The organism is Streptococcus oralis (genome assembly GCF_965111685.1).
Lineage (GTDB): Bacteria > Bacillota > Bacilli > Lactobacillales > Streptococcaceae > Streptococcus > Streptococcus oralis_B.
In genome coordinates this window covers 1,323,860-1,345,973 of sequence record NZ_OZ217340.1, presented here as the reverse complement: position 1 = coordinate 1,345,973, position 22,114 = coordinate 1,323,860, and the positions used below count along the sequence as shown (strand labels likewise).

18 protein-coding genes and 1 pseudogene are annotated in these 22,114 nt (G+C 41.4%); 14 read left to right on the top strand and 5 right to left on the bottom strand.

Annotated features, from left to right (window positions below; genetic code table 11):
• Positions 1-101: 101 nt before the first annotated feature.
• Both ACLV7H_RS07030 and metK read left to right on the top strand, forming a co-directional pair.
• Positions 102-1,445, top strand: a complete 1,344-nt coding sequence (locus ACLV7H_RS07030; RefSeq protein ID WP_045590813.1) for a DEAD/DEAH box helicase — start codon at positions 102-104, stop codon at positions 1,443-1,445.
• Positions 1,446-1,788: 343 nt separating this feature from the next.
• Positions 1,789-2,979, top strand: a complete 1,191-nt coding sequence (gene metK / locus ACLV7H_RS07025) for a methionine adenosyltransferase (RefSeq protein ID WP_411866743.1) — start codon at positions 1,789-1,791, stop codon at positions 2,977-2,979.
• 67 nt (positions 2,980-3,046) lie between these two features.
• On the opposite strand, the gene ACLV7H_RS07020 is transcribed toward metK, so the two are convergent.
• From ACLV7H_RS07020 to ACLV7H_RS07005, 4 genes are all read right to left on the bottom strand, one after another.
• Positions 3,047-3,346 (bottom strand): DUF1827 family protein, encoded by a 300-nt coding sequence (locus ACLV7H_RS07020; RefSeq protein ID WP_000767203.1) that lies wholly within the window; start codon positions 3,344-3,346, stop codon positions 3,047-3,049.
• Between the two features lie 58 nt (positions 3,347-3,404).
• Positions 3,405-3,857, bottom strand: coding sequence for an NUDIX hydrolase (locus ACLV7H_RS07015; RefSeq protein ID WP_045590819.1), 453 nt, complete (start codon positions 3,855-3,857; stop codon positions 3,405-3,407).
• A 131-nt stretch (positions 3,858-3,988) separates the two neighbouring features.
• Positions 3,989-6,247 carry an AAA family ATPase gene (locus ACLV7H_RS07010; protein ID WP_411866742.1) on the bottom strand — a complete coding sequence of 753 codons (2,259 nt, stop codon included), beginning with the start codon at positions 6,245-6,247 and terminating at the stop codon, positions 3,989-3,991.
• Between the two features lie 236 nt (positions 6,248-6,483).
• Entirely contained in the window at positions 6,484-6,714 is a 231-nt protein-coding gene (locus ACLV7H_RS07005; RefSeq protein ID WP_000443579.1) for a DUF1797 family protein, read from the bottom strand.
• 190 nt (positions 6,715-6,904) lie between these two features.
• Here ACLV7H_RS07005 and ACLV7H_RS07000 point away from each other — a divergent pair, with 190 nt between their 5' ends.
• From ACLV7H_RS07000 to ezrA, 12 genes are all read left to right on the top strand, one after another.
• Positions 6,905-7,588: an amino acid ABC transporter permease gene (locus ACLV7H_RS07000; protein ID WP_045590822.1), complete on the top strand. Its 684-nt coding sequence runs from the start codon at positions 6,905-6,907 to the stop codon at positions 7,586-7,588.
• Positions 7,588-8,322 carry an amino acid ABC transporter ATP-binding protein gene (locus ACLV7H_RS06995; protein ID WP_000140925.1) on the top strand — a complete coding sequence of 245 codons (735 nt, stop codon included), beginning with the start codon at positions 7,588-7,590 and terminating at the stop codon, positions 8,320-8,322. The genes ACLV7H_RS07000 and ACLV7H_RS06995 overlap by 1 nt, the downstream gene beginning before the upstream one ends.
• Before the next feature lie 32 nt (positions 8,323-8,354).
• A complete protein-coding gene (locus tag ACLV7H_RS06990) occupies positions 8,355-8,675 on the top strand; it encodes a TfoX/Sxy family protein (protein WP_411866741.1) in 321 nt (106 codons plus the stop codon).
• A gap of 148 nt (positions 8,676-8,823) precedes the next feature.
• Positions 8,824-9,681, top strand: a complete 858-nt coding sequence (locus ACLV7H_RS06985; protein ID WP_045590825.1) for a bifunctional methylenetetrahydrofolate dehydrogenase/methenyltetrahydrofolate cyclohydrolase — start codon at positions 8,824-8,826, stop codon at positions 9,679-9,681.
• 4 nt (positions 9,682-9,685) lie between these two features.
• Complete coding sequence (locus tag ACLV7H_RS06980; protein WP_045590826.1) at positions 9,686-10,459, top strand: HAD hydrolase family protein; 774 nt, start codon at positions 9,686-9,688, stop codon at positions 10,457-10,459.
• 57 nt (positions 10,460-10,516) lie between these two features.
• A complete protein-coding gene (locus ACLV7H_RS06975) occupies positions 10,517-11,368 on the top strand; it encodes an NAD(P)H-hydrate dehydratase (RefSeq protein WP_411866740.1) in 852 nt (283 codons plus the stop codon).
• Positions 11,369-11,567: 199 nt separating this feature from the next.
• Positions 11,568-14,057 carry a bifunctional DnaQ family exonuclease/ATP-dependent helicase gene (locus tag ACLV7H_RS06970; RefSeq protein ID WP_411867077.1) on the top strand — a complete coding sequence of 830 codons (2,490 nt, stop codon included), beginning with the start codon at positions 11,568-11,570 and terminating at the stop codon, positions 14,055-14,057.
• 5 nt (positions 14,058-14,062) lie between these two features.
• Entirely contained in the window at positions 14,063-15,286 is a 1,224-nt protein-coding gene (locus ACLV7H_RS06965) for an FtsW/RodA/SpoVE family cell cycle protein (RefSeq protein ID WP_045590829.1), read from the top strand.
• A gap of 10 nt (positions 15,287-15,296) precedes the next feature.
• Positions 15,297-15,851 carry a DJ-1 family glyoxalase III gene (locus ACLV7H_RS06960; protein ID WP_411866739.1) on the top strand — a complete coding sequence of 185 codons (555 nt, stop codon included), beginning with the start codon at positions 15,297-15,299 and terminating at the stop codon, positions 15,849-15,851.
• 84 nt (positions 15,852-15,935) lie between these two features.
• Positions 15,936-16,508 carry an HAD-IA family hydrolase gene (locus ACLV7H_RS06955; RefSeq protein WP_045591643.1) on the top strand — a complete coding sequence of 191 codons (573 nt, stop codon included), beginning with the start codon at positions 15,936-15,938 and terminating at the stop codon, positions 16,506-16,508.
• 13 nt (positions 16,509-16,521) lie between these two features.
• Positions 16,522-18,468 carry a DNA topoisomerase (ATP-hydrolyzing) subunit B gene (gene gyrB, locus ACLV7H_RS06950; protein ID WP_411866738.1) on the top strand — a complete coding sequence of 649 codons (1,947 nt, stop codon included), beginning with the start codon at positions 16,522-16,524 and terminating at the stop codon, positions 18,466-18,468.
• A gap of 80 nt (positions 18,469-18,548) precedes the next feature.
• Entirely contained in the window at positions 18,549-20,276 is a 1,728-nt protein-coding gene (gene ezrA, locus ACLV7H_RS06945; RefSeq protein WP_411866737.1) for a septation ring formation regulator EzrA, read from the top strand.
• 90 nt (positions 20,277-20,366) lie between these two features.
• Here ezrA and ACLV7H_RS06940 read toward each other — a convergent pair.
• Positions 20,367-21,652, bottom strand: a pseudogene (locus ACLV7H_RS06940) (ISL3 family transposase).
• Between the last annotated feature and the right edge of the window lie 462 nt (positions 21,653-22,114).

Sequence of the window (22,114 nt, the reverse complement as noted above, 5' to 3'; positions counted from 1 at the left end):
TTTTAAGCTACTTGAATCTTTACTATAGGACTGAGATTCAAATGGGACTACTGCAATAGGACAAAATATGGTATAATTGAAAGGATAGAATCGAGGATAGTATGTCATTTAAGAAATTTCAATTTAAAAATTATATAGCAGAAGCCTTGGAGGAGTTGAAATTTATAACTCCGACAGAGGTACAAGAAAAATTAATACCTATTGTATTGGCGGGTCGTGATTTGGTGGGCGAGTCAAAAACAGGTTCTGGAAAGACTCATACTTTCTTATTACCAATTTTCCAGCAATTAGATGAAACTAGCGATAGTGTGCAAGCAGTCATTACTGCACCAAGTCGTGAGTTGGCTACTCAAATTTACCAAGCAGCTCGTCAGATTGCAGCTCACTCAGATGTCGAAGTTCGTGTGGTTAATTATGTGGGTGGTACGGATAAGGCGCGTCAGATTGAAAAACTTGCCAGCAACCAACCACATATCGTTATCGGAACGCCAGGTCGAATCTATGACTTGGTCAAATCTGGTGATTTGGCTATTCACAAGGCCAAGACCTTTGTCGTCGATGAGGCCGATATGACCTTGGATATGGGATTCTTGGAAACCGTTGATAAGATTGCAGGGAGTCTTCCAAAAGACTTGCAATTCATGGTCTTTTCAGCAACCATTCCACAAAAATTGCAACCGTTCTTGAAAAAATACTTGTCAAATCCGGTCTTGGAAAAAATCAAGACTAAGACAGTTATCTCAGATACCATTGATAACTGGTTGATTTCTACCAAGGGCCGTGACAAGAACGCTCAAATTTACCAGCTGACTCAGTTGATGCAGCCTTATTTGGCAATGATTTTTGTTAACACAAAGACACGTGCTGATGAATTGCATGCATACTTGACTGCTCAAGGATTGAAGGCAGCAAAGATTCATGGAGATATTGCTCCTCGTGAACGCAAGCGGATCATGAATCAGGTGAAAAATCTGGATTTTGAGTACATTGTCGCAACGGACTTGGCAGCGCGTGGAATTGACATTGAAGGTGTCAGCCATGTTATCAATGACGCCATTCCACAAGACTTGTCCTTCTTTGTTCACCGTGTTGGACGAACTGGACGCAATGGACTACCTGGTACAGCGATTACCCTTTACCAGCCTAGTGATGACTCGGATATCCGTGAGTTGGAGAAATTAGGGATTAAGTTTACTCCTAAGATGGTCAAAGACGGAGAGTTTCAAGATACCTATGACCGTGACCGTCGGGCTAATCGTGAAAAGAAGCAGGACAAGCTTGATATTGAAATGATTGGCTTGGTTAAAAAGAAAAAGAAAAAAGTCAAACCAGGCTATAAGAAGAAGATTCAATGGGCGGTGGATGAAAAACGCCGTAAAACCAAGCGTGCTGAAAATCGCGCACGTGGCCGTGCCGAGCGCAAAGCCAAACGCCAAACATTTTAAGTATAAAATTGGAGCTTCCTGGCTCCTTTTTCTAACTTCGTTTTATGAATTTTCAAAATTTCTGCAAAAAAAAGCAAAAAGTGGTATAATGATAAGGTTATATAGTCCCGATAAGATGGTAGAAATTTCTATCAGTACTTTGTAACTCGCAAAGAATGACGGCTCCAAAGTCGCTCGTCCTTCTACGGTTGCCGCTATAACGCGGTCACCCTATGCGCCTTACTAGCTTCAGAAATAAAAAAACATCGTTTTTATTTCTTTCGCGTCGTAACTCTTAGACTATAGAAATACCTATCAGTACTTTGTAACTCTATAACAATATTTTTTAAGGGGGGACATTTTTATGTCAGAACGTAAATTATTCACGTCTGAATCTGTATCTGAGGGGCATCCGGATAAGATTGCCGACCAAATTTCAGATGCGATTTTGGATGCTATTTTAGCAAAGGATCCAGAGGCGCACGTTGCTGCTGAGACAGCTGTCTACACTGGTTCCGTCCATGTTTTTGGTGAAATTTCTACACATGCTTATGTGGATATTAACCGTGTGGTTCGTGATACCATTGCAGAGATTGGTTATACCAATACAGAGTATGGTTTTTCTGCGGAGACGGTGGGAGTTCATCCGTCACTTGTTGAGCAGTCACCAGATATCGCCCAAGGTGTTAACGAAGCCTTGGAGGTTCGTGGGAATGCAGATCAAGATCCGCTTGACTTGATTGGTGCTGGAGACCAAGGTCTCATGTTTGGGTTTGCGGTGGATGAGACAGAAGAACTCATGCCATTACCAATCTCACTCAGCCACAAGCTGGTTCGTCGTTTGGCAGAACTTCGTAAGTCTCGTGAAATCAGCTATCTTCGTCCAGATGCTAAATCACAAGTTACAGTTGAATATGATGAAAATGACCGTCCGGTACGTGTGGACACAGTCGTGATTTCAACTCAGCACGATCCAGAAGTTAGCAATGAACAAATTCACAATGATGTGATTAGCAAGGTTATCAAAGAGGTTATTCCAGCATCTTACTTGGATGAGCAAACCAAATTCTTCATCAATCCAACTGGTCGCTTTGTAATCGGTGGACCTCAAGGAGACTCAGGTTTGACTGGTCGTAAGATTATCGTGGATACCTATGGTGGCTACTCTCGCCATGGTGGTGGTGCCTTCTCTGGTAAGGATGCGACGAAGGTGGACCGTTCAGCCTCTTATGCAGCTCGCTACATTGCCAAGAACATCGTTGCAGCAGGTCTTGCTAAGAAGGCAGAAGTGCAATTGGCCTATGCCATCGGTGTGGCCCAGCCTGTTTCTGTTCGTATCGATACTTTTGGTACAGGAACAGTAGCTGAAAGCAAGCTGGAAAAAGCAGCGCGTCAAATCTTTGACCTTCGCCCTGCGGGAATTATCCAAATGCTGGATCTCAAACGTCCAATTTACCGTCAAACAGCGGCTTATGGACACATGGGACGTACAGATATTGATCTTCCTTGGGAACGTTTGGACAAGGTAAATGCTTTGAAAGAAGCTGTGAAATAAAAATAAAAGATTGGTAGAAACTACCAATCTTTTTTTGAAAAAGAAAACCAGTTTTTGGCTGGTCTTCTTATTTTATAGGGATTGAAATCTCAATCAATTTATCTGAATAAAGCGTCTTGATATTGGCTTCATCAATGCTTTCTTTGTCGATTTTACGTTTCAAGAAGAAGTCTTGGATAGTTTCGATTTCAGGTTCACGAATAGCACGGTGTTTGTTGGAAATGAGGATTTCATAGTGAAGCGGGGCTTGCGTGAAAACTACATCTGTGTTTCCAGCAGAATAGACCTCGACAAGAGTTGCGTCCGTGCTTTCTAATTGGCTTTTAACAAGTTGCGAGTGTGAGTTTGTCGTATTGATAAGCTTCATAACAGTTCCTCCGATTTTCTAATTCTATTATAGCACTTTTTGGATAAAATCGTGTATTTTAGTCAATTCCATGCTGGATTTTCCAAGCTTCAATTCCCCATTTGTGGCTACCACGTTTGAGTTTTTCTATTGCCTCGTCAATAGGAAACCAAGCAATATGATTAAAGTCTTCTAAAGGTTTTTGTACTTCTTGGAAAGAAGTGGCTTCGTAGAGATAAGCTGGATTGTAGTAGTAGGTATCACGGTGGCGAGAGTAGAAATACTCATCAGCTTGTCCGAAATAGCTTCCAATTTCAGCAGTAAAACCGAGTTCTTCGATTAGTTCTCTCTTCAGTGCTTCTTGATGGTCTTCTCCCGCTTCAATCTCTCCACCTGGCAAGAACCAAGCACCGTTGGGGGCTTGAACTAAAACGATTTGTTTTTTATCAGGATCAGGAATAACTGCGTAAACACCATATCGGTGCTGGTAGCTCACATTTTCTTTTTTTTCACCAAAAGTTGGGTTGGCCATTAATCTTTCCTCATTCTCTAGTATCTTTATTATTATCATAATGGACAAGGGGCAAGCTGTCAAGAATTTACAGTTATTTTAGTAAAAAAAGGTACAGAAATTGTTAGATTTCCTGCACCTGTTAGATCGTTTTATTCTTCTTTTTCAGAAGCAATCTCTTCTGTTTTCTCAGCTTTTTTGGCAGATTTGATTTGAATATTGCCATTGCTTGTCATGACTGCTTTGAGGGCTTTCTCACTTGGATTTTCAAGGTAGAAGTCTGTGATAGCATCCTCGATATGATCTTGAATGGTACGGCGAAGTGGGCGTGCCCCCATTTTTGGATCATATCCCAAGTCAACCAATTTTTCCTTGACCTTGTCTGTCACATCGAGGTGGATATTGTTGCTAGAGAGGCGTTTGTTGACATCCGCTAGCATGAGTTCGACGATTTGGAGAAGGTTGTCCTTGCTGAGAGGTTTAAATTCGATGATGCCGTCAAAACGGTTCATAAACTCAGGACTAAAGAAGTTACCGAGTTCACCAAGAACAGAATTAGTACGTCCTTCACGAGCAGCTCCAAACCCAACACTGGCTTCGGCCTTACCCGTACCGGCATTTGAGGTCATAATAATGATAGCATCCTTAAAGCTAACTGTCCGTCCTTGCCCATCTGTCAAACGACCATCGTCCAAGACTTGAAGGAACATGTGCATGACATCAGGGTGAGCTTTTTCCACTTCATCGAGAAGGATGAGAGAGTAGGGATTACGGCGAACTTTTTCCGTTAACTGACCAGCTTCATCATAGCCTACATAGCCTGGAGGGGCTCCGACCAATTTAGCCACACTGTGTTTTTCCATGTATTCACTCATATCAAAGCGAATCATGCTGTCAGCAGAACCAAAAAGTTCAATGGCTAGTTGTTTGGACAGTTCTGTCTTACCGACACCAGTTGGTCCGACAAAGAGGAAACTTCCGATTGGCCGGTTAGGAGTTCCAAGACCAACACGATTACGACGGATGGCTTTGGCAATCTTATCGACAGCTTCATCTTGACCAATGACATGAGCTTTGAGGTCGTCTGCTAGATGGATAAGCTGAGACTGTTCTTTTTCTTTGAGTTCTCCGACAGGAATATTGGTTTTCTGCTCGATGATGTGTTCAATGGTTTTCTCACTGATGATTGGAGTATCCTGATCGGTCACCTTGTTTTTCTGCATTTCCTTGTACTTGGCAATCTGATCACGGAAGTAGGCAGCTTTTTCAAAGTCTTCCTCTCGTGTAGCTTGAGCCTTGAGATTCTCGGCCTCAATTAAACGCTGGTCAATCACTTTGGGATCCACAAAGTTCAGCGTCAGATTCATCTTAGAACCGGCTTCGTCCAAAAGGTCAATAGCCTTGTCAGGTAAGAAGCGGTCTTGAATGTAACGATTGGACAGATTTGCAGCAGCTTCTATAGCCGCATCAGTATACTTGACGTGATGGTAGTCTTCGTATTTCTTTTGAACCCCTTTGAGGATGATAATAGTTTCTTCGACAGTTGGTTCATCTACCTTGACAGGCTGCATACGGCGCTCGAGAGCAGCATCTTTTTCAATAATACGGTATTCATTGAGGGTAGTGGCGCCGACCAGTTGCAATTCACCACGGGCAAGGGCTGGTTTCAGGATATTGCCTGCATCCATATTGCCATCGCCAGCAGATCCTGCACCAACAATTTCATGGATTTCGTCGATAAAGAGGATAATGTCCTCGCGTTTGCGAATTTCTTCCATGAGCTTTTGCATGCGTTCTTCAAATTGGCCTCGAATCCCTGTTCCTTGAACTAGACTAACCACATCCAGACGGATGACCTGCTTGCCTTGGAGTTTATGGGGAACATCACCATCGACAATCTTCTGAGCTAGACATTCAACAACAGCTGTTTTACCAACACCTGGTTCTCCGATAAGGACAGGATTGTTTTTGGTTCGACGGTTGAGGATTTCGATAACGCGGATAATCTCCTCATCTCGACCGATAACAGGGTCAATATCTCCCCGACGAGCAATCTCAGTAATATTGATACCGTATTCCTCTAAGAGTCCTCTTTCTTGGCTAGGAGGTGTTTGAAGTGGACCGCGGTTTTGAGGTCCATAACCGCCGTTTCCTCCGTATCCGCCACCAGATTGAGTTGGAGGGACGTTATTAGTAGAAGGTTTGAAATTGTTCAAATCATTGAAAAAGTCTCCGAAAGGATCAAAGTCACGATTGTTTAAGTCAGTCATTCCTTTAAAGAGGGTATTATTTGGATCTGTTTTGATAATTTTATAGCAATTTTGACAAAGATCAATTTGTTTTTGCTGTCCATTGAGATTGGTATACAGATGAATTGTTGAGTCGTTAATTTTACAGTTTTGACAGAGCATACATCTACCTCATTTCATTCTTATTCTTGGCCTAAGAAAAAGGTCAAGAATAGTCAAAGTTTTATACTCTCATTATAGCATGATTAAGGTGTAAAGCAAGTAAAAAGATTGGGAAGTGATCGTTTTTAAAAGAGGGATTCATGGAGAATCAAGTGACATTGAAGGTAAAAAAAATCCCATTTGTGGTGACAAAAAGGATTCTCATTCATCGGGCCTTTCTGCCCGTTGTTTTTATATTAGTAAAGGAGTTCGTAGATCTCCATTGCAATCAAATCAATGCTATCAAAAGTATAAGTTTCACGAGCCTCTACATCGCGAAGGGTGAAGAGTGACCCGTTTTCTTCGTCGTAGCTGTAGGCAACTTCTGCGACAACAACACCTTCACGTTCAAAATTACGTTTTAGATTTCCACCATCTTTTGTCATTGCTTCTAGGCGGTTAATGATTCTAACCAAATGTGATTCCATTTTGATTCTCCTCCATTTCTTATCGTTTCTATTTTACCATAAACAAGAGGTAGTTGACTAGAAAAAAACTGTGATTTCTCTCTATTTCTCCAGATATCAAGTTAATTGTTAAAATCAGAGAAAAAATATTGCATTTTAATTCAATTCATGTTATAATCATACAATCTAATACATAGAAAGTTGATTGAATATGAATTTTTCTTTTTTACCAAAGTATTTACCGTATTTTAACTATGGAGCTCTGATTACCGTGTTAATTTCCATCTTTGTTGTCTGCTTAGGAACTATTATAGGTGTGTTACTGGCCTCTGCTCAGCGATCACGCTTTAAACCGCTCGTTTGGTTTGCAAATGTGTATGTTTGGATCTTCCGTGGAACTCCGATGATGGTTCAGATTATGATTGCCTTTGCTCTTATGCATATCAATGCTCCGACTATTCAAGTGGGAATTTTAGGAGTTGATCTTTCTCGTTTGATTCCTGGTATTCTGATTATTTCTATGAACAGTGGAGCTTACGTTTCAGAAACTGTTCGTGCGGGGATCAATGCGGTTCCTAAAGGGCAGTTAGAGGCCGCATATTCTCTCGGTATTCGTCCGAAAAATGCCATGCGTTATGTCATTTTGCCACAAGCTATCAAGAATATTCTTCCAGCGCTGGGAAATGAATTTATCACCATTATCAAGGATAGTTCCCTCTTGTCTGCGATTGGGGTGATGGAGTTGTGGAATGGTGCAACGACTGTAGCGACAACAACTTATTTACCGTTGACTCCTCTTTTATTTGCAGCCTTTTACTATTTGATTATGACCTCTGTTTTGACAGTGGCCTTGAAAGCATTTGAAAAACATATTGGACAAGGAGACAAAAAATAATGACAGAAACCTTGATTAAAATTGAAGAACTACATAAGTCTTTTGGGAAAAATGAAGTTTTAAAAGGCATCAACCTTGAGATTAAGCGAGGAGAAGTTGTGGTCATTATCGGTCCGTCAGGTAGCGGGAAGTCAACTCTCCTTCGTTCGATGAATCTCCTTGAAGAAGCAAGTAAAGGTAAGGTTATCTTTGAAGGAGTTGATATCACAGATAAGAAAAATGACCTTTTTGCCATGCGTGAAAAGATGGGCATGGTATTCCAACAATTCAACCTCTTTCCAAATATGACGGTCATGGAAAACATCACCTTGTCACCAATTAAAACCAAAGGAGAAAGCAAGGAAGTAGCGGAGAAGAGAGCTCAGGAACTGCTAGAAAAAGTTGGTTTGCCAGATAAGGCAACGGCCTATCCGCAGAGTTTGTCAGGTGGTCAGCAACAACGGATTGCCATTGCACGTGGACTTGCTATGGAGCCAGACGTTTTGCTCTTTGATGAGCCGACTTCAGCCCTAGACCCTGAGATGGTTGGAGAGGTCCTAGCTGTTATGCAAGACCTTGCCAAGTCGGGGATGACCATGGTGATTGTGACGCATGAAATGGGCTTTGCGCGTGAGGTAGCAGACCGTGTTATCTTTATGGCAGATGGAGTTGTTGTCGAAGATGGAACTCCAGAAGAGATTTTCGATCAAACAAAAGAACAACGGACCAAGGAATTTTTGAGTAAGGTTTTGTAACACCTCATTTTAGAAGAAATGGAGTAGGCATCATGGCTTCCAGTAAAGAATATTTAGATTTTATTCTCGAACAGCTATCAGAGCTAGAGGAGATGAGTTATCGTCCAATGATGGGAGAGTATATCCTTTATTATCGTGGGAAGATTATTGGGGGAATCTATGATAATCGTTTGTTACTGAAGCCTGTGAAGGTAGTCATGGATCAATTGGAACAGATTAGGCTTGAACGTCCTTATGATGGAGCCAAAGAGATGATTTTACTAGAAGACCTTGAAGATAAGTCATTTCCAGCGAGACTAATTAGGGATATGTATGAAGTCTTACCGGCTCCAAAAGTTAAAAAGAAAGCATAACAAATTCACCTAGTATAAATAGGCATAAAAGCTCGATAAGGGCTTTTTCTTATAGTTTCAGACTATAAGGACCATTAGTCAAGAAGTGTTAGAATGGCGAGTTATTTTTTGATATAATAGAGGATATTTGATAGAAAAGAGAAGAGGTATGGCACAGATTATTGATGGGAAGGCTCTTGCGGCTAAGTTACAAGGTCAGTTGACTGAAAAGACGGCCAAACTAAAAGAAGAAACAGGTTTAGTTCCAGGTTTGGTGGTGATTTTGGTTGGAGATAATCCAGCCAGCCAAGTCTACGTTCGCAATAAGAAACGGTCGGCTCTTGCTGCAGGATTCCATAGTGAAGTAGTGCGAGTTCCTGAAACCATTACCCAAGAAGAATTGTTAGATTTGATTGTCAAATACAATCAAGATCCAGCTTGGCATGGGATTTTGGTCCAGTTGCCTTTACCTAAACATATTGACGAAGAGGCAGTTTTGTTGGCTATTGACCCCGAAAAAGACGTGGATGGTTTCCATCCGCTAAACATGGGTCGCCTCTGGTCTGGTCATCCAGTTATGATTCCTTCGACACCTGCAGGAATTATGGAGATGTTCCATGAGTATGGGATTGATCTAGAAGGTAAAAATGCAGTTGTTATCGGTCGTTCAAACATTGTTGGAAAACCGATGGGTCAGCTTCTTTTAGGCAAGAATGCGACAGTGACTTTGACTCACTCACGCACCCATCATCTTGCCAAGGTTGCTGCTAAAGCAGATATTCTTGTGGTTGCAATCGGTCGTGCTAAGTTTGTGACTTCTGACTTTGTCAAACCAGGAGCGGTTGTCATTGACGTTGGGATGAACCGAGATGAAAATGGCAAACTTTGTGGAGATGTTGACTTTGATGCCGTTGCACCACTTGCTAGTCACATCACACCTGTACCTGGTGGAGTTGGCCCTATGACCATTACCATGCTAATGGAGCAAACCTATCAGGCAGCTCTTCGTACACTGAACAAGGATTAGTAAAATGAAATTCGTATTTGACCTAGATGGAACGTTATCTTTTGACTACATGACCATAGATGACGAGATTCAGCAGGTTCTTTTAAAGGCTGAAGATTATGGGCATGAGCTTGTATTTGCCTCAGCTCGCTCTTATAGGGATTGCTTGGGTTTATTAGGCCCTGAACTCAGTCAGCGCTTGGTCATAGGTTTGAATGGAGGCGTAGCCTATCATCTGGGGAAGGCTATCTTCGAAAGGAATCTCGATGCTAGAGTTTATCGGGCGCTAGTGGATTATTGCCAGACCTATAATCTCCCTTTCTTTGTAGATGATTGCTTTGACTATAGTGGTCAGATTCTAGAGAAGATTCCATTTATTTCCAGTGTGGATCCCCTAAAGGTGGCTCGTCATCAGAAACTCGAGGACTTAGGGACTCCGATTAAGATAGTCGTTTATATGGGAGACCACGAGGATTTGCTTGATGATCTGCTTGGTCAGTTAGAAAGACTGGGGCAGGCTCATCTGTCCTATCATGCGCATGAAAAGTGCCTTTATGTCAACCCCTTGGACACTCATAAGGCGACAACTGTTGAAAAGTTATGTGGAAAGAACTTTATTGCTTTTGGAAATGACCAAAACGATATTGAACTGTTTAAAACGTCTCTCTATTCAGTTCAGATAGGAAATTTTGCTGGCCTTACTCCATATGCAGATGAAACGTTAGAGCTAAAAGGAGCTCCTTCTCCAGCAGTAGCAGCTAAAATCTTACAGACTTTTGCGGAATTTAAGGGAAAATAGTGTAGAAGGAGGTTTGCCCCTCCTTTTGTAGTATAATGGAGTGAGAGGAAAATAACGATGAAAGTGATTGATCAAACTTTATTAGAAAAAGTCATTATTGAACGTTCTCGTCACAGTCATAAGGGAGATTACGGTCGTCTGCTCTTGCTAGGAGGGACCTATCCTTATGGGGGAGCTATCATCATGTCAGCCATTGCAGCTGTCAAAAGTGGGGCAGGGTTGGTGACTGTTGGCACGGATAAGGAGAATATTCCGGCTCTGCACAGTCATTTACCTGAGGCCATGGCATTTTCTCTTCAAGACCAGCAATTGTTAAAAGAACAGTTGGAAAAGGCTGAAGTTGTCTTGTTAGGTCCGGGTTTACGAGAGGATGCATTCGGAGAAGAACTCGTAAAACGGGTCTATGACAGCCTTAGAAAAGACCAGATTTTACTTGCAGATGGAGGTGCTTTGGGCATCTTAGCAAAAGGTCATTTGCCATTCCCACCTAGTCAGCTCATCCTAACTCCCCACCAAAAGGAATGGGAAAGATTATCTGGCACAGCTCTTGACCATCAAAATACAGAGACGACGGCTAGGGCTCTTTCATCTTTTCCTCAAGGAACAATTTTGGTAGAGAAAGGTCCAGCTACTCGAATTTGGCAAGCTGGTCAGTCTGATTACTATCAGTTACAGGTTGGTGGTTCCTATCAGGCTACTGGGGGAATGGGAGATACACTGGCTGGAACGATTGCAGGTTTTGCAGGTCAGTTTCCACATGTCAATCTCTATGAACGCGTAGTAGTAGCGACTCATCTGCACTCAGCTATCGCGCAAGAACTTTCTCAAGAACACTACCTTGTCTTGCCAACAGAAATTAGCAAGCTCCTCCCCAAAACAATGAAAAAAATATCTCACAAAGGCAGCTAATACCTTGGTTGTCTTTTTGTGTTGATGTAGCTTTGTTGATAAGGTTTTCAAATACCTCAGAACTAGCGACCAACTGCTGAACTTGCGTGAAATTCTCACTTTTAAGGTCTGGGTTTTTACTCAAACTCACAAGGAAAGTGAGATTGTTATCGAAGTTGAGGGGTGTCAAATCATGCTTTTTTTGATATAATTTTTAATGATGAATGCGAGAAATGATCGGTATGTGGTCGTTGATTTAGAGGCGACCAGCACCGGAAGCAAGGCAAAAATTATTCAAGTAGGCATTGTGGTGATTGAGAATGGCGAAATTGTCGATCAGTATGCGACTGATGTCAATCCCCATGAACCCTTGGATTCTCATATCAAAGAATTAACAGGTCTGACCGATCAGCGTTTGGCTGCGGCACCAGAGTTTTCTCAGGTGGCTGGAAAAATTTTTGAATTGGTTAAGGACGGTGTTTTTGTTGCGCATAATGTTCAATTTGATGCCAACCTCCTTGCGGAATTTCTTTTTTTTGAAGGATATGAATTGCGTACACCGCGGGTGGATACTGTTGAGCTAGCCCAAGTTCTATATCCTCAGTTTGAAAAGTACAATCTAGGCATCCTTTGTCAAGAGTTGGGCATTGAACTAGAACATGCCCATACTGCCCTGTCTGATGCTCAGGCAACAGCAGAACTCTTGCTTTACATGCGCCAAAAACTCTTTGAGCTACCTAAAGGGCTCTTAGAAAGCTTGTTAGACCTTGCAGATAACCTTCTCTATGAAAGCTATCTGGTGATTGAGGAGGTCTATCAGCAACAATCTCTCCTATCCTTTCCGGAATTGATAGAACTACATGGGCTTTTCCTGAGAAAGGAAAGCAAAGCCTTAGTCCCACGAAAGTTATCCAAAGATTTTGCTAAAAATATTTCTTTATTGGGGCTGGAGGAGCGTCCGCAACAGTTGGAATTTGCGGATAAGATTGAGGACTTATTGGAAGAACACCAGACTTCTTTTATCCAAGCTCAAACGGGATTGGGTAAGACATACGGCTATCTCCTCCCAGCTTTGAACTCGGAGAGTCAAGCTGGAATCCTAGTGAGCGTTCCGACCAAAATTCTTCAAAATCAGATTATGCAAGAAGAAGGACAGCGTTTAAAAGAGGTCTTCCATCTGGAAATTCATAGTCTCAAGGGTCCTCAAAATTACTTGAAATTGGATGCCTTTCACCAAATTCTCTATCGATCAGAGTCCAATCGCCTTTTCACACGCTTTAAAATGCAGTTGCTTATCTGGCTAACAGAGTCAGAGACAGGTGACTTGGACGAAATAGGGCAACTTTATCGCTACCAGCACTTTCTGCCGGAACTAGTCCACGATGGTAAGCTTTCAAAGAAAAGTTTATTTGCTACAGAGGATTTTTGGAAACGAGGGCAGGAAAAGGCCAATACCAGTCGTGTTCTTCTGACCAATCATGCTTATCTGGTCACTCGTTTGGAAGACAATCCAGAGTTTGTCGACAACCGTTTGGTGATTTTGGATGAAGCTCAAAAAATGCTGCTAGCTCTCGAAAATCTAGCCCAGCAGGCTTATCGCCTTGAGGAACTTGTAACCCAGCTTGATAAGTCCATAGAGTCAGAGGAAGATTTGGTTCAGAAACGCTTGCTTGAGAGTATCGGCTTTGAATGTCGTTACTTGATAGAGCACTACCAGTCAGGTCTGAAGAATGGAAAGTGGTTGGATTCTCTCGAACACTTGCGCCAGCATTTTTCGGAGTTAGCTCTCCCAGAGTATCGAGAGCTTGCAAACTTTTTCACCTCAGACCGTGAATTTTGGCTTGCTACAGCCGAGAAATCGAGCAAGGATGTCTTGATTTGTTCAAGTAAAAAAGGCCGCTTTATACTAGCAGATTTATTGCCAGAAGATTGTAGGCTCCTAGGAGTATCGGCCACTCTTGAAATCAGCAACCGGGTTTCCTTAGCAGATTTATTGGGATTTCCAGATGCTCCGCTTGTTAGGCTTGATGTAGCAAAACAGGAGCAACAAGAAGTCTTCCTAGTCGATGACTTTCCTCTTGTGACAGAAGTTTCGCCTGCTGACTATGCTAGTGAAGTTGCTTCTGTCATCCGAAGGTTGCAAGCCTTTCAAGAACCCTTATTGGTTTTGTTTACTTCAAAAGAGATGTTGCTGGCAGTTTCGGACCTGCTCGACCAACCGCATCTAGCTCAGTATAAAAATGGGGAACCAAGCCAACTGAAAAAACGCTTTGAAAAAGGTGAACGCCAGATCTTGCTTGGAACAGGCAGTTTCTGGGAAGGAGTTGATTTTTCAACCCATCCTTGCGTGATCCAAGTGATTCCGAGATTGCCTTTCCAAAATCCCCAAGAACCGTTAACCAAAAAATTAAACCAAGAACTACGTCGAGAAGGAAAAAATCCCTTCTATGATTATCAATTGCCGATGGCTATTATTCGGTTAAAACAAGCATTAGGTCGTACTGTTAGACGGTCTGACCAAGGTTCGGTTGCTGTAATCCTAGACAGTCGTGTCGTCAGCAAGCGCTATGGCAAACAAATCGCCCAAACCATGTCAAAAGAAAGAACGGTTCGGGTCCTTGCTAGAGAACAGCTAAGGTCTGCAGTAGCAGATTTTCTCCAATCTCGTCGCAATAGAATGAAAGAAAAATCCAAGAAAGAGAAAAGGTAAAAAATATGAAACGATCCTTTGACTCTCGAGTCGATTATAGCCTCCTCCTACCAGTGTTTTGTTTACTGGTACTTGGAGTAGTGGCCATTTATATAGCAGTTAGTCATGACTATCCAAATAATGTATTACCAATTCTAGGCCAGCAAATCGCTTGGATTGCCTTGGGTCTTGTCATTGGATTTGTGGTCATGTTCTTTAATACCGAGTTTTTATGGAAGGTGACTCCCTATCTCTATGGTCTAGGGCTAGCTTTGATGGTCCTACCTCTTGTTTTCTACAACCCAAATCTTGTAGCGTCAACAGGTGCCAAGAACTGGGTATCGATCGGTGGAAAGACACTTTTCCAGCCATCGGAGTTCATGAAGATTTCCTATATCTTGATGTTGGCTCGAGCCATTGTAAGATTCACTCAAAAACACAAGGAATGGAGACGGACTATTCCCTTGGATTTCCTATTGATTGGTTGGATGATTGCCTTTACCATACCAGTCTTTATCCTCTTAGCCCTACAAAGTGACTTGGGGACCGCCTTGGTCTTTGTAGCTATTTTTTCCGGTATGGTTCTCCTTTCAGGTGTTTCGTGGAAGATTATCATTCCGGTTTTTGCGACAGGAGTGACTGCAGTTGTAGGCTTCATGGCCATCTTTATAAGTAAGGATGGACGTGCCTTCTTGCATCAGATTGGGATGCCAACTTACCAGATCAACCGCATCTTGGCCTGGCTCAATCCCTTTGACTTTGCACAAACAACGACTTACCAACAGGCGCAGGGGCAAATTGCGATTGGAAGTGGTGGTTTGTTTGGACAAGGTTTCAATGTGTCCAATCTTCTCATTCCTGTACGTGAGAGTGATATGATTTTCACCGTAATTGCTGAAGACTTTGGCTTCATTGGTTCAGTCTTTGTGGTTGTTCTGTACTTGCTTCTTATTTATCGGATGTTGAAGATTACACTTAAGTCAAACAACCAGTTCTACACCTATATTTCGACTGGTTTTATCATGATGTTGCTCTTCCATATCTTTGAAAATATCGGTGCCGTGACAGGCTTACTTCCTTTGACAGGGATTCCTCTGCCTTTCATTTCTCAAGGAGGCTCCGCTATTATTAGTAACCTCATCGGTGTCGGTCTCCTCTTGTCTATGAGTTACCAGATCAACCTAGCGGAGGAGAAAAGTGGAAAAGTTCCATTAAAACGAAAGAAAGTCGTTCTAAAACAAATCAAATAAGGAGGCCACTATGGCAAAAGTAGCAGTTATTTTAGCCCAGGGTTTTGAAGAAATTGAAGCATTGACAGTAGTCGATGTCTTGCGTCGAGCAAACATTTCATGTGATATGGTAGGATTAGAAGAGCAGGTGACAGGTTCGCATGGTATTCAGGTAAAAGCCGATCGTGTCTTTGATGGCGATTTATTCGACTATGACTTGGTAGTTCTTCCGGGTGGTATGCCAGGTTCAGCTCACCTACGGGATAATCAAGCCCTCATTTCACAGATTAAAGCCTTTGACCAAGTAGGAAAGAAAATTGCTGCCATCTGTGCAGCCCCAATCGCCCTCCATCAGGCAGGTGTCCTGAAAGACAAGCACTTTACTTGTTATGACGGAGCTCGGGAGCAAATTACTGATGGAACTTATCAAAAGCAAACAGTGGTTGTAGATGGTAATCTAACAACTAGCCGAGGACCGTCAACTGCCCTTGCCTTTGCCTATGAGTTGGTAGAGCAGTTGGGAGGAGATGCTGAAAGTTTACGAGTTGGCATGCTCTATCAAGATGTCTTTGGAAATCAACAGTAAAACGAGAGTTCGGCTCTCGCTTTTTACTTGGAAAAATCTAGGAAATCATCGCTTTTTTCATAAAAAACTGGTATAATGAAGGGTATGAAATATCACGATTATATATGGGATTTAGGTGGTACCCTATTGGATAATTATGAGACTTCTACAGAAGCCTTTGTAGAAACCTTAGCCCAATACGGAATAGAGCAAGAACACGACTGTGTCTACCAAGCCTTGAAGGTTTCGACAGCTTTTGCCATCGAGAAGTTTGCACCAGATATCGAGAATTTTTTAGAGAACTACAAAGAAAATGAAGCGCGTGAGCTAGAACATCCAGTTTTGTTTGAGGGAATTCCAGAATTACTCAAAGACATTTCGGACAAGGGTGGTCGCCATTTCTTGGTTTCTCATCGAAATGACCAAGTACTAGAACTTCTTGCTAAGACCCGGATAGCCAACTACTTCACCGAGGTGGTGACTGCCAGTTCTGGCTTTAAACGGAAACCAGATCCTGAGTCCATGATTTATTTACGTGATAAATATCATATTACATCTGGTTTGGTCATTGGTGACAGAAATATTGATGTAAAAGCAGGTAAAGCTGCTGGCTTAGATGCCTATCTTTTTAATAACGTTAATAACGTTGCGACATTGAGACAAGCAATAGACATGTAAGAAAAGGGAAAAAATGACAGAAGAAATCAAAAATCAACAGGCACAAGATTATGATGCCAGTCAAATTCAAGTTTTGGAGGGACTTGAAGCTGTTCGTATGCGTCCAGGTATGTATATTGGATCGACTTCAAAAGAAGGTCTTCACCATCTAGTATGGGAAATCGTTGATAACTCAATTGACGAAGCCCTAGCTGGATTTGCCAGTCACATCCAAGTCTTTATAGAGCCTGATAATTCCATCACCGTTGTGGATGATGGACGTGGAATTCCTGTTGACATTCAGGAAAAGACAGGACGTCCTGCTGTTGAGACAGTCTTTACGGTTCTTCACGCTGGAGGAAAGTTCGGCGGTGGTGGATACAAGGTCTCAGGTGGATTGCATGGTGTGGGGTCATCAGTAGTAAATGCCCTCTCAGCTCAACTAGATGTTCATGTTCATAAAAACGGTAAGATTCATTACCAAGAATACCGTCGTGGTCATGTAGTTGCTGATCTTGAGGTGGTTGGAGATACGGATAAAACTGGAACAACAGTTCACTTCACACCAGATCCAGAGATTTTTACAGAAACAACAACTTTTGACTTTGAAAAATTAAACAAACGTATTCAAGAACTAGCCTTTTTGAACCGAGGTCTTCGAATCTCCATCACAGATAAGCGTGAAGGTCTTGAACAGACTAAACATTACCACTATGAGGGTGGGATTTCTAGCTACGTTGAATATATCAACGAGAACAAGGATGTAATCTTTGATACACCAATCTACACAGACGGTGAAATGGATGACATTACTGTTGAAGTTGCCATGCAGTACACAACCGGTTACCACGAAAACGTCATGAGTTTCGCCAATAACATTCATACCCATGAAGGTGGAACACATGAGCAAGGTTTCCGTACGGCTCTGACTCGTGTTATCAACGATTATGCCCGCAAGAATAAACTGCTAAAAGACAATGAAGATAACCTGACAGGGGAAGATGTTCGTGAAGGTTTGACTGCTGTTATTTCTGTCAAACACCCTAATCCGCAGTTTGAAGGACAAACTAAGACAAAAATGGGAAATAGCGAAGTGGTTAAGATTACTAACCGCCTCTTTAGCGATGCCTTTTCTGATTTCCTCATGGAGAATCCTCAGATTGCCAAGCGCATCGTGGAAAAAGGGATTTTGGCTGCCAAGGCTCGTGTAGCTGCCAAGCGTGCGCGTGAAGTCACTCGCAAGAAATCTGGCTTGGAAATTTCCAATCTTCCTGGAAAACTAGCAGACTGTTCTTCAAATAACCCTGCTGAAACCGAACTCTTCATCGTTGAGGGAGACTCAGCTGGTGGATCAGCCAAATCTGGTCGTAACCGTGAGTTCCAGGCTATCCTTCCAATTCGTGGTAAGATTTTGAACGTTGAAAAAGCCAGCATGGATAAAATTCTTGCCAACGAAGAAATTCGAAGCCTTTTCACAGCCATGGGAACAGGATTTGGTGCAGAATTTGATGTCACTAAGGCTCGTTACCAAAAACTCGTTTTGATGACCGATGCCGATGTTGATGGAGCCCACATTCGAACCCTCTTACTGACTCTGATTTACCGCTACATGAAGCCAATTCTAGAAGCTGGATATGTCTACATTGCCCAACCTCCAATTTACGGAGTAAAAGTTGGAAGTGAGATTAAAGAATACATTCAACCTGGTGCAGATCAAGAAATTAAACTCCAAGAAGCCTTAGCACGTCATAGTGAAGGCCGTGCGAAACCAACCATCCAACGTTATAAAGGTTTGGGAGAAATGGATGACCACCAATTGTGGGAAACAACCATGGATCCTGAACATCGCTTGATGGCGCGTGTTTCGGTAGATGATGCTGCCGAAGCAGATAAAATCTTTGATATGTTGATGGGCGATCGAGTAGAACCTCGTCGCGAATTTATCGAAGAAAACGCTGTTTATAGTACACTTGACGTCTAAAAATTGTGGGAAATAGTTCCCTTGGTTTAAAAAATATGATATAATCATTACGATTGTTTCTAGTATAAAAGGAGTTTGATATGTCTAATGGACAACTAATTTATCTAATGGTTGCGATTGCAGTCATTTTGATCCTAGCTTATGTAGCAGTTATCTTTTTACGTAAGCGTAATGTAAGTAGATTAACGGCCCTTGAAGAAAGAAAAGAAGAACTCTACAACCTCCCAGTTAATGACGAGGTTGAAGCCGTTAAAAACATGCACTTGATTGGTCAAAGTCAGGTAACCTTCCGTGAATGGAACCAAAAATGGGTTGATTTATCTCTGAACTCATTTGCTGATATTGAGAATCATCTTTTTGAAGCTGAAAGCTACAATAATTCTTTCCGTTTCTTTAAGGCAACACACAAACTTGATCAAATTGAGAGCCAAATCAGCTTGATTGAAGAAGACATTACGGCTATTCGCAATGCCCTTTCTGAACTTGAAAAACAAGAATCTAAGAACAGTGGTCGTGTCCTTCATGCCTTGGACTTGTTTGAATCCCTTCAACATACTGTTGCAGAAGATTCAGAGAAGTATGGGAAAGCCCTCCCTGAGATTGAGAAACAATTGGAAAATATCCAATCAGAATTCTCTCAATTTGTTACCTTGAACTCATCAGGTGACCCAGTTGAAGCGGCAGCAATTCTTGATTCAACTGAAAATCATATTCTTGCTTTGACACACATCGTTGAGCGAATTCCAGCTCTTGTTGAAACCTTGACCAAGGAATTGCCAGACCAATTGGCAGATTTGGAAGAAGGTTATCGCAAGTTGTTGGATGCCAGCTACCACTTTACTGAAACAGATATTGAGTCACGTTTCCAACTTTTGTATGAATCTTTGAAGAATAATCAAGAAAACATTCGTCAGTTGGAGTTGGACAATGCAGAGTATGAAAATAATCGCATTCAAGAAGAAATCAACGCACTTTATGATATTTTCACTCGTGAAATTGAGGCTCAAAAAGTCGTTGAGAATCTCCTCTCAACACTTCCAACCTATCTCAACCACTTGAAAGAAAATAATCAGGTGCTTGTTCAGGATCTTGAACGTTTGACTAAAACCTACCTTCTTCCTGAAAGTGATGGAAATCATGTTCGTCGTCTTCAAGCAGAATTGGCTGCACTTGATACGGCAATCATGGAAGTGACAGAGGATCAAGGTGAGTCAACACAAGCCTACTCAGTTCTTGAAGAACAGTTGGAAATGCTTCAAAGTAACCTCAAGGATATTGAGGATGAGCAAATCTCTGTTAGCGAACGACTTGCCCAAATCGAAAAAGACGACCTCAATGCTCGCCAAAAAGCAAATGTCTATGTGAACCGTTTGCATACTACCAAACGTTACATGGAGAAGAGAAACTTGCCAGGTATTCCTCAAAGTTTCTTGAAACTTTTCTTTACTGCAAGTCATAACACAGAAGATTTGATGGCAGAGTTAGAACAACCACAAGTGAATATTGAATCGGTTAAACGAATTCTTGAAGTCGTAACGAATGACATGGAAGCACTTGAAACAGAAACCTATGATATCGTTCAATATGCAACTTTGACGGAGCAACTCTTGCAATACTCAAACCGTTACCGTTCATTCGACGAGCGTATCCAAGAGGCCTTTAACGAAGCGCTTGAAATTTTTGAAAAAGAGTTTGACTACCAAGCATCATTTGAAAAAATTTCACAAGCCTTGGAAGTTGCTGAACCAGGGGTCACAAACCGTTTTGTAACTTCATATGAAAAAACACGTGAAGCGATTCGTTTCTAAAATGGAAACTTAGATTTATTGAACTGCACCTTAAAAGTTAGACAATTTATTTATCCGAGCTCTTTGCAACTGTAGTGGGATGAAGAAAAGCTAAGATCTAGAAAGGACACATTTCGTCCTTTCTTTTTTGATGTTCAGAGCGATAAAAATACGTTTTTTGAAGTTTTCAAAGTTCCGAAATCCAAAGGCATTGCACTTGATGAGTTTGATGAGATTATTCGTTGCTTCCAATTTGGCGTTGGAATAGGGTAATTGGAGAGCGTTGACGATTTTCTCTTTGTTCTTTAGAAAGGTTTTAAAGACAGTATGAAAGAGAGGATGAACCTGCTTTAGATTGTCCTCAATGAGTCCGAAAATTTCTCCGACTCCTTATTCTGAAAGAAAAAAAGCAAGAGCTGATAGACATTGTAGTGGTGTTCAAGTCTTCTGAATAACTCAAAAGCTTGTCTAGAATCTCTTTATTGGTTAAGTGCATGCGAAAAGTAGGGCGATAAAATCGCTTATGGCTGAGTTTACGACTATCCTGTTGAATGAGTTTCCAGTCGCACTTGATAGCCTTGTATTCACGGGATTTTCTATCGAACTGATTCATGATTTGGATACACACATGACTCATAGCACGTCTTAGGTGTCGGAGTAAAACAAACCAGTGGACTGTTTCAGTCTGAGCCTGGAAATTGGAAAGCGAAGTTACTTAGCTAGGTTATAGTAAGGACTAAACATATCCATTGTAATGATTTTAACTCGATATCGGACTGCTCTATCGTAGCGAAGAAAGTGATTTCGTATGATGGCTTGTGTTCTTCCTTCAAGAAGGGAGATGATATTGAGCTTGTCAAAGTCCTGAGCAATAAAGCTCATCTTCATCTCCCGATTGAAACAGTCACTTTCCTGACTGTTTCAACATCCCAAGACATAATCTCAGGAAGTCGGCTAAAATCATTCTTAAAGTGAAAGTCATTAAGTTTACGTATGACAGTTGACGTTGAAATGGACAGTTGATGGGCAATATCGGTCATAGAAGTCTTTTCAATTAACTTTTGAGCAATTTTTTGGTTGATGATACGGGGAATTTGGAGATTTTTCTTGACGAGAGATGTTTCGGCGACCATCATTTTCGAGCACTGATAGCATTTGAAACAGCGTTTTCTGAGGAGAATTCTAGTAGGCATACCAGTTGTTTCGAGGTAAGGGATTTTAGACGGTTTTTGGAAGTCGTATTTCTTCATTGGACTTCCACACTCAGGACAAGATGGGGCGTCGTAGTCCAGTTTAGCGATGATTTCTTTGTGAGTATCCCTATTAACAACATCTACAAATAGGATATTAGGGTCTTTAATGTCTAGTAATTTTGTGATAAAATGTAATTGTTCCATATGATTCTTTCTAATGATGGTTTGGTCGCTTTTCATTATAGATGATATGGGACTTTTTTTCTACACAAAAATAGGCTCCATAATATCTATAGGATATTTACCCACTACAAATATTATAGAGCCGTATTTCTTCTGACTGTATCTCAGAAAGGCCAGGGAAACCTGGTCTTTCTGTTTTCAATTTAAGACAAATAAAAATTCAAATTTATATTATGTTCAGAAAGAATGTTGGATATTATATAATTCTATTTGATTAACAATTATATAAAATAGTTGGAATAAATATTAAGATGATTCAAACTTATAAATAAATGTAATATTTCTATATGCTACTTTTAAGTGTTTTTTATAAATGGAAGCTAGTTTTGTAGGCGTTCTGTCTCTTGAGAGAAAGCTTTATGTTGGTAAAATAAAAATATAAGTTAAAATTTTACACTGTGTCAATATTTTATAAAGAGTAAT

Bases quoted from the DNA above. Each gene is read 5' to 3' on its own strand.
- ACLV7H_RS07030 (WP_045590813.1), top strand. From the start codon at position 102: ATGTCATTTAAGAAATTTCAATTTAAAAATTATATAGCAGAAGCCTTG.
- metK (WP_411866743.1), top strand. From the start codon at position 1,789: ATGTCAGAACGTAAATTATTCACGTCTGAATCTGTATCTGAGGGGCAT.
- ACLV7H_RS07020 (WP_000767203.1), bottom strand. From the start codon at position 3,346: ATGAAGCTTATCAATACGACAAACTCACACTCGCAACTTGTTAAAAGC.
- ACLV7H_RS07015 (WP_045590819.1), bottom strand. From the start codon at position 3,857: ATGGCCAACCCAACTTTTGGTGAAAAAAAAGAAAATGTGAGCTACCAG.
- ACLV7H_RS07010 (WP_411866742.1), bottom strand. From the start codon at position 6,247: ATGCTCTGTCAAAACTGTAAAATTAACGACTCAACAATTCATCTGTAT.
- ACLV7H_RS07005 (WP_000443579.1), bottom strand. From the start codon at position 6,714: ATGGAATCACATTTGGTTAGAATCATTAACCGCCTAGAAGCAATGACA.
- ACLV7H_RS07000 (WP_045590822.1), top strand. From the start codon at position 6,905: ATGAATTTTTCTTTTTTACCAAAGTATTTACCGTATTTTAACTATGGA.
- ACLV7H_RS06995 (WP_000140925.1), top strand. From the start codon at position 7,588: ATGACAGAAACCTTGATTAAAATTGAAGAACTACATAAGTCTTTTGGG.
- ACLV7H_RS06990 (WP_411866741.1), top strand. From the start codon at position 8,355: ATGGCTTCCAGTAAAGAATATTTAGATTTTATTCTCGAACAGCTATCA.
- ACLV7H_RS06985 (WP_045590825.1), top strand. From the start codon at position 8,824: ATGGCACAGATTATTGATGGGAAGGCTCTTGCGGCTAAGTTACAAGGT.
- ACLV7H_RS06980 (WP_045590826.1), top strand. From the start codon at position 9,686: ATGAAATTCGTATTTGACCTAGATGGAACGTTATCTTTTGACTACATG.
- ACLV7H_RS06975 (WP_411866740.1), top strand. From the start codon at position 10,517: ATGAAAGTGATTGATCAAACTTTATTAGAAAAAGTCATTATTGAACGT.
- ACLV7H_RS06970 (WP_411867077.1), top strand. From the start codon at position 11,568: ATGAATGCGAGAAATGATCGGTATGTGGTCGTTGATTTAGAGGCGACC.
- ACLV7H_RS06965 (WP_045590829.1), top strand. From the start codon at position 14,063: ATGAAACGATCCTTTGACTCTCGAGTCGATTATAGCCTCCTCCTACCA.
- ACLV7H_RS06960 (WP_411866739.1), top strand. From the start codon at position 15,297: ATGGCAAAAGTAGCAGTTATTTTAGCCCAGGGTTTTGAAGAAATTGAA.
- ACLV7H_RS06955 (WP_045591643.1), top strand. From the start codon at position 15,936: ATGAAATATCACGATTATATATGGGATTTAGGTGGTACCCTATTGGAT.
- gyrB (WP_411866738.1), top strand. From the start codon at position 16,522: ATGACAGAAGAAATCAAAAATCAACAGGCACAAGATTATGATGCCAGT.
- ezrA (WP_411866737.1), top strand. From the start codon at position 18,549: ATGTCTAATGGACAACTAATTTATCTAATGGTTGCGATTGCAGTCATT.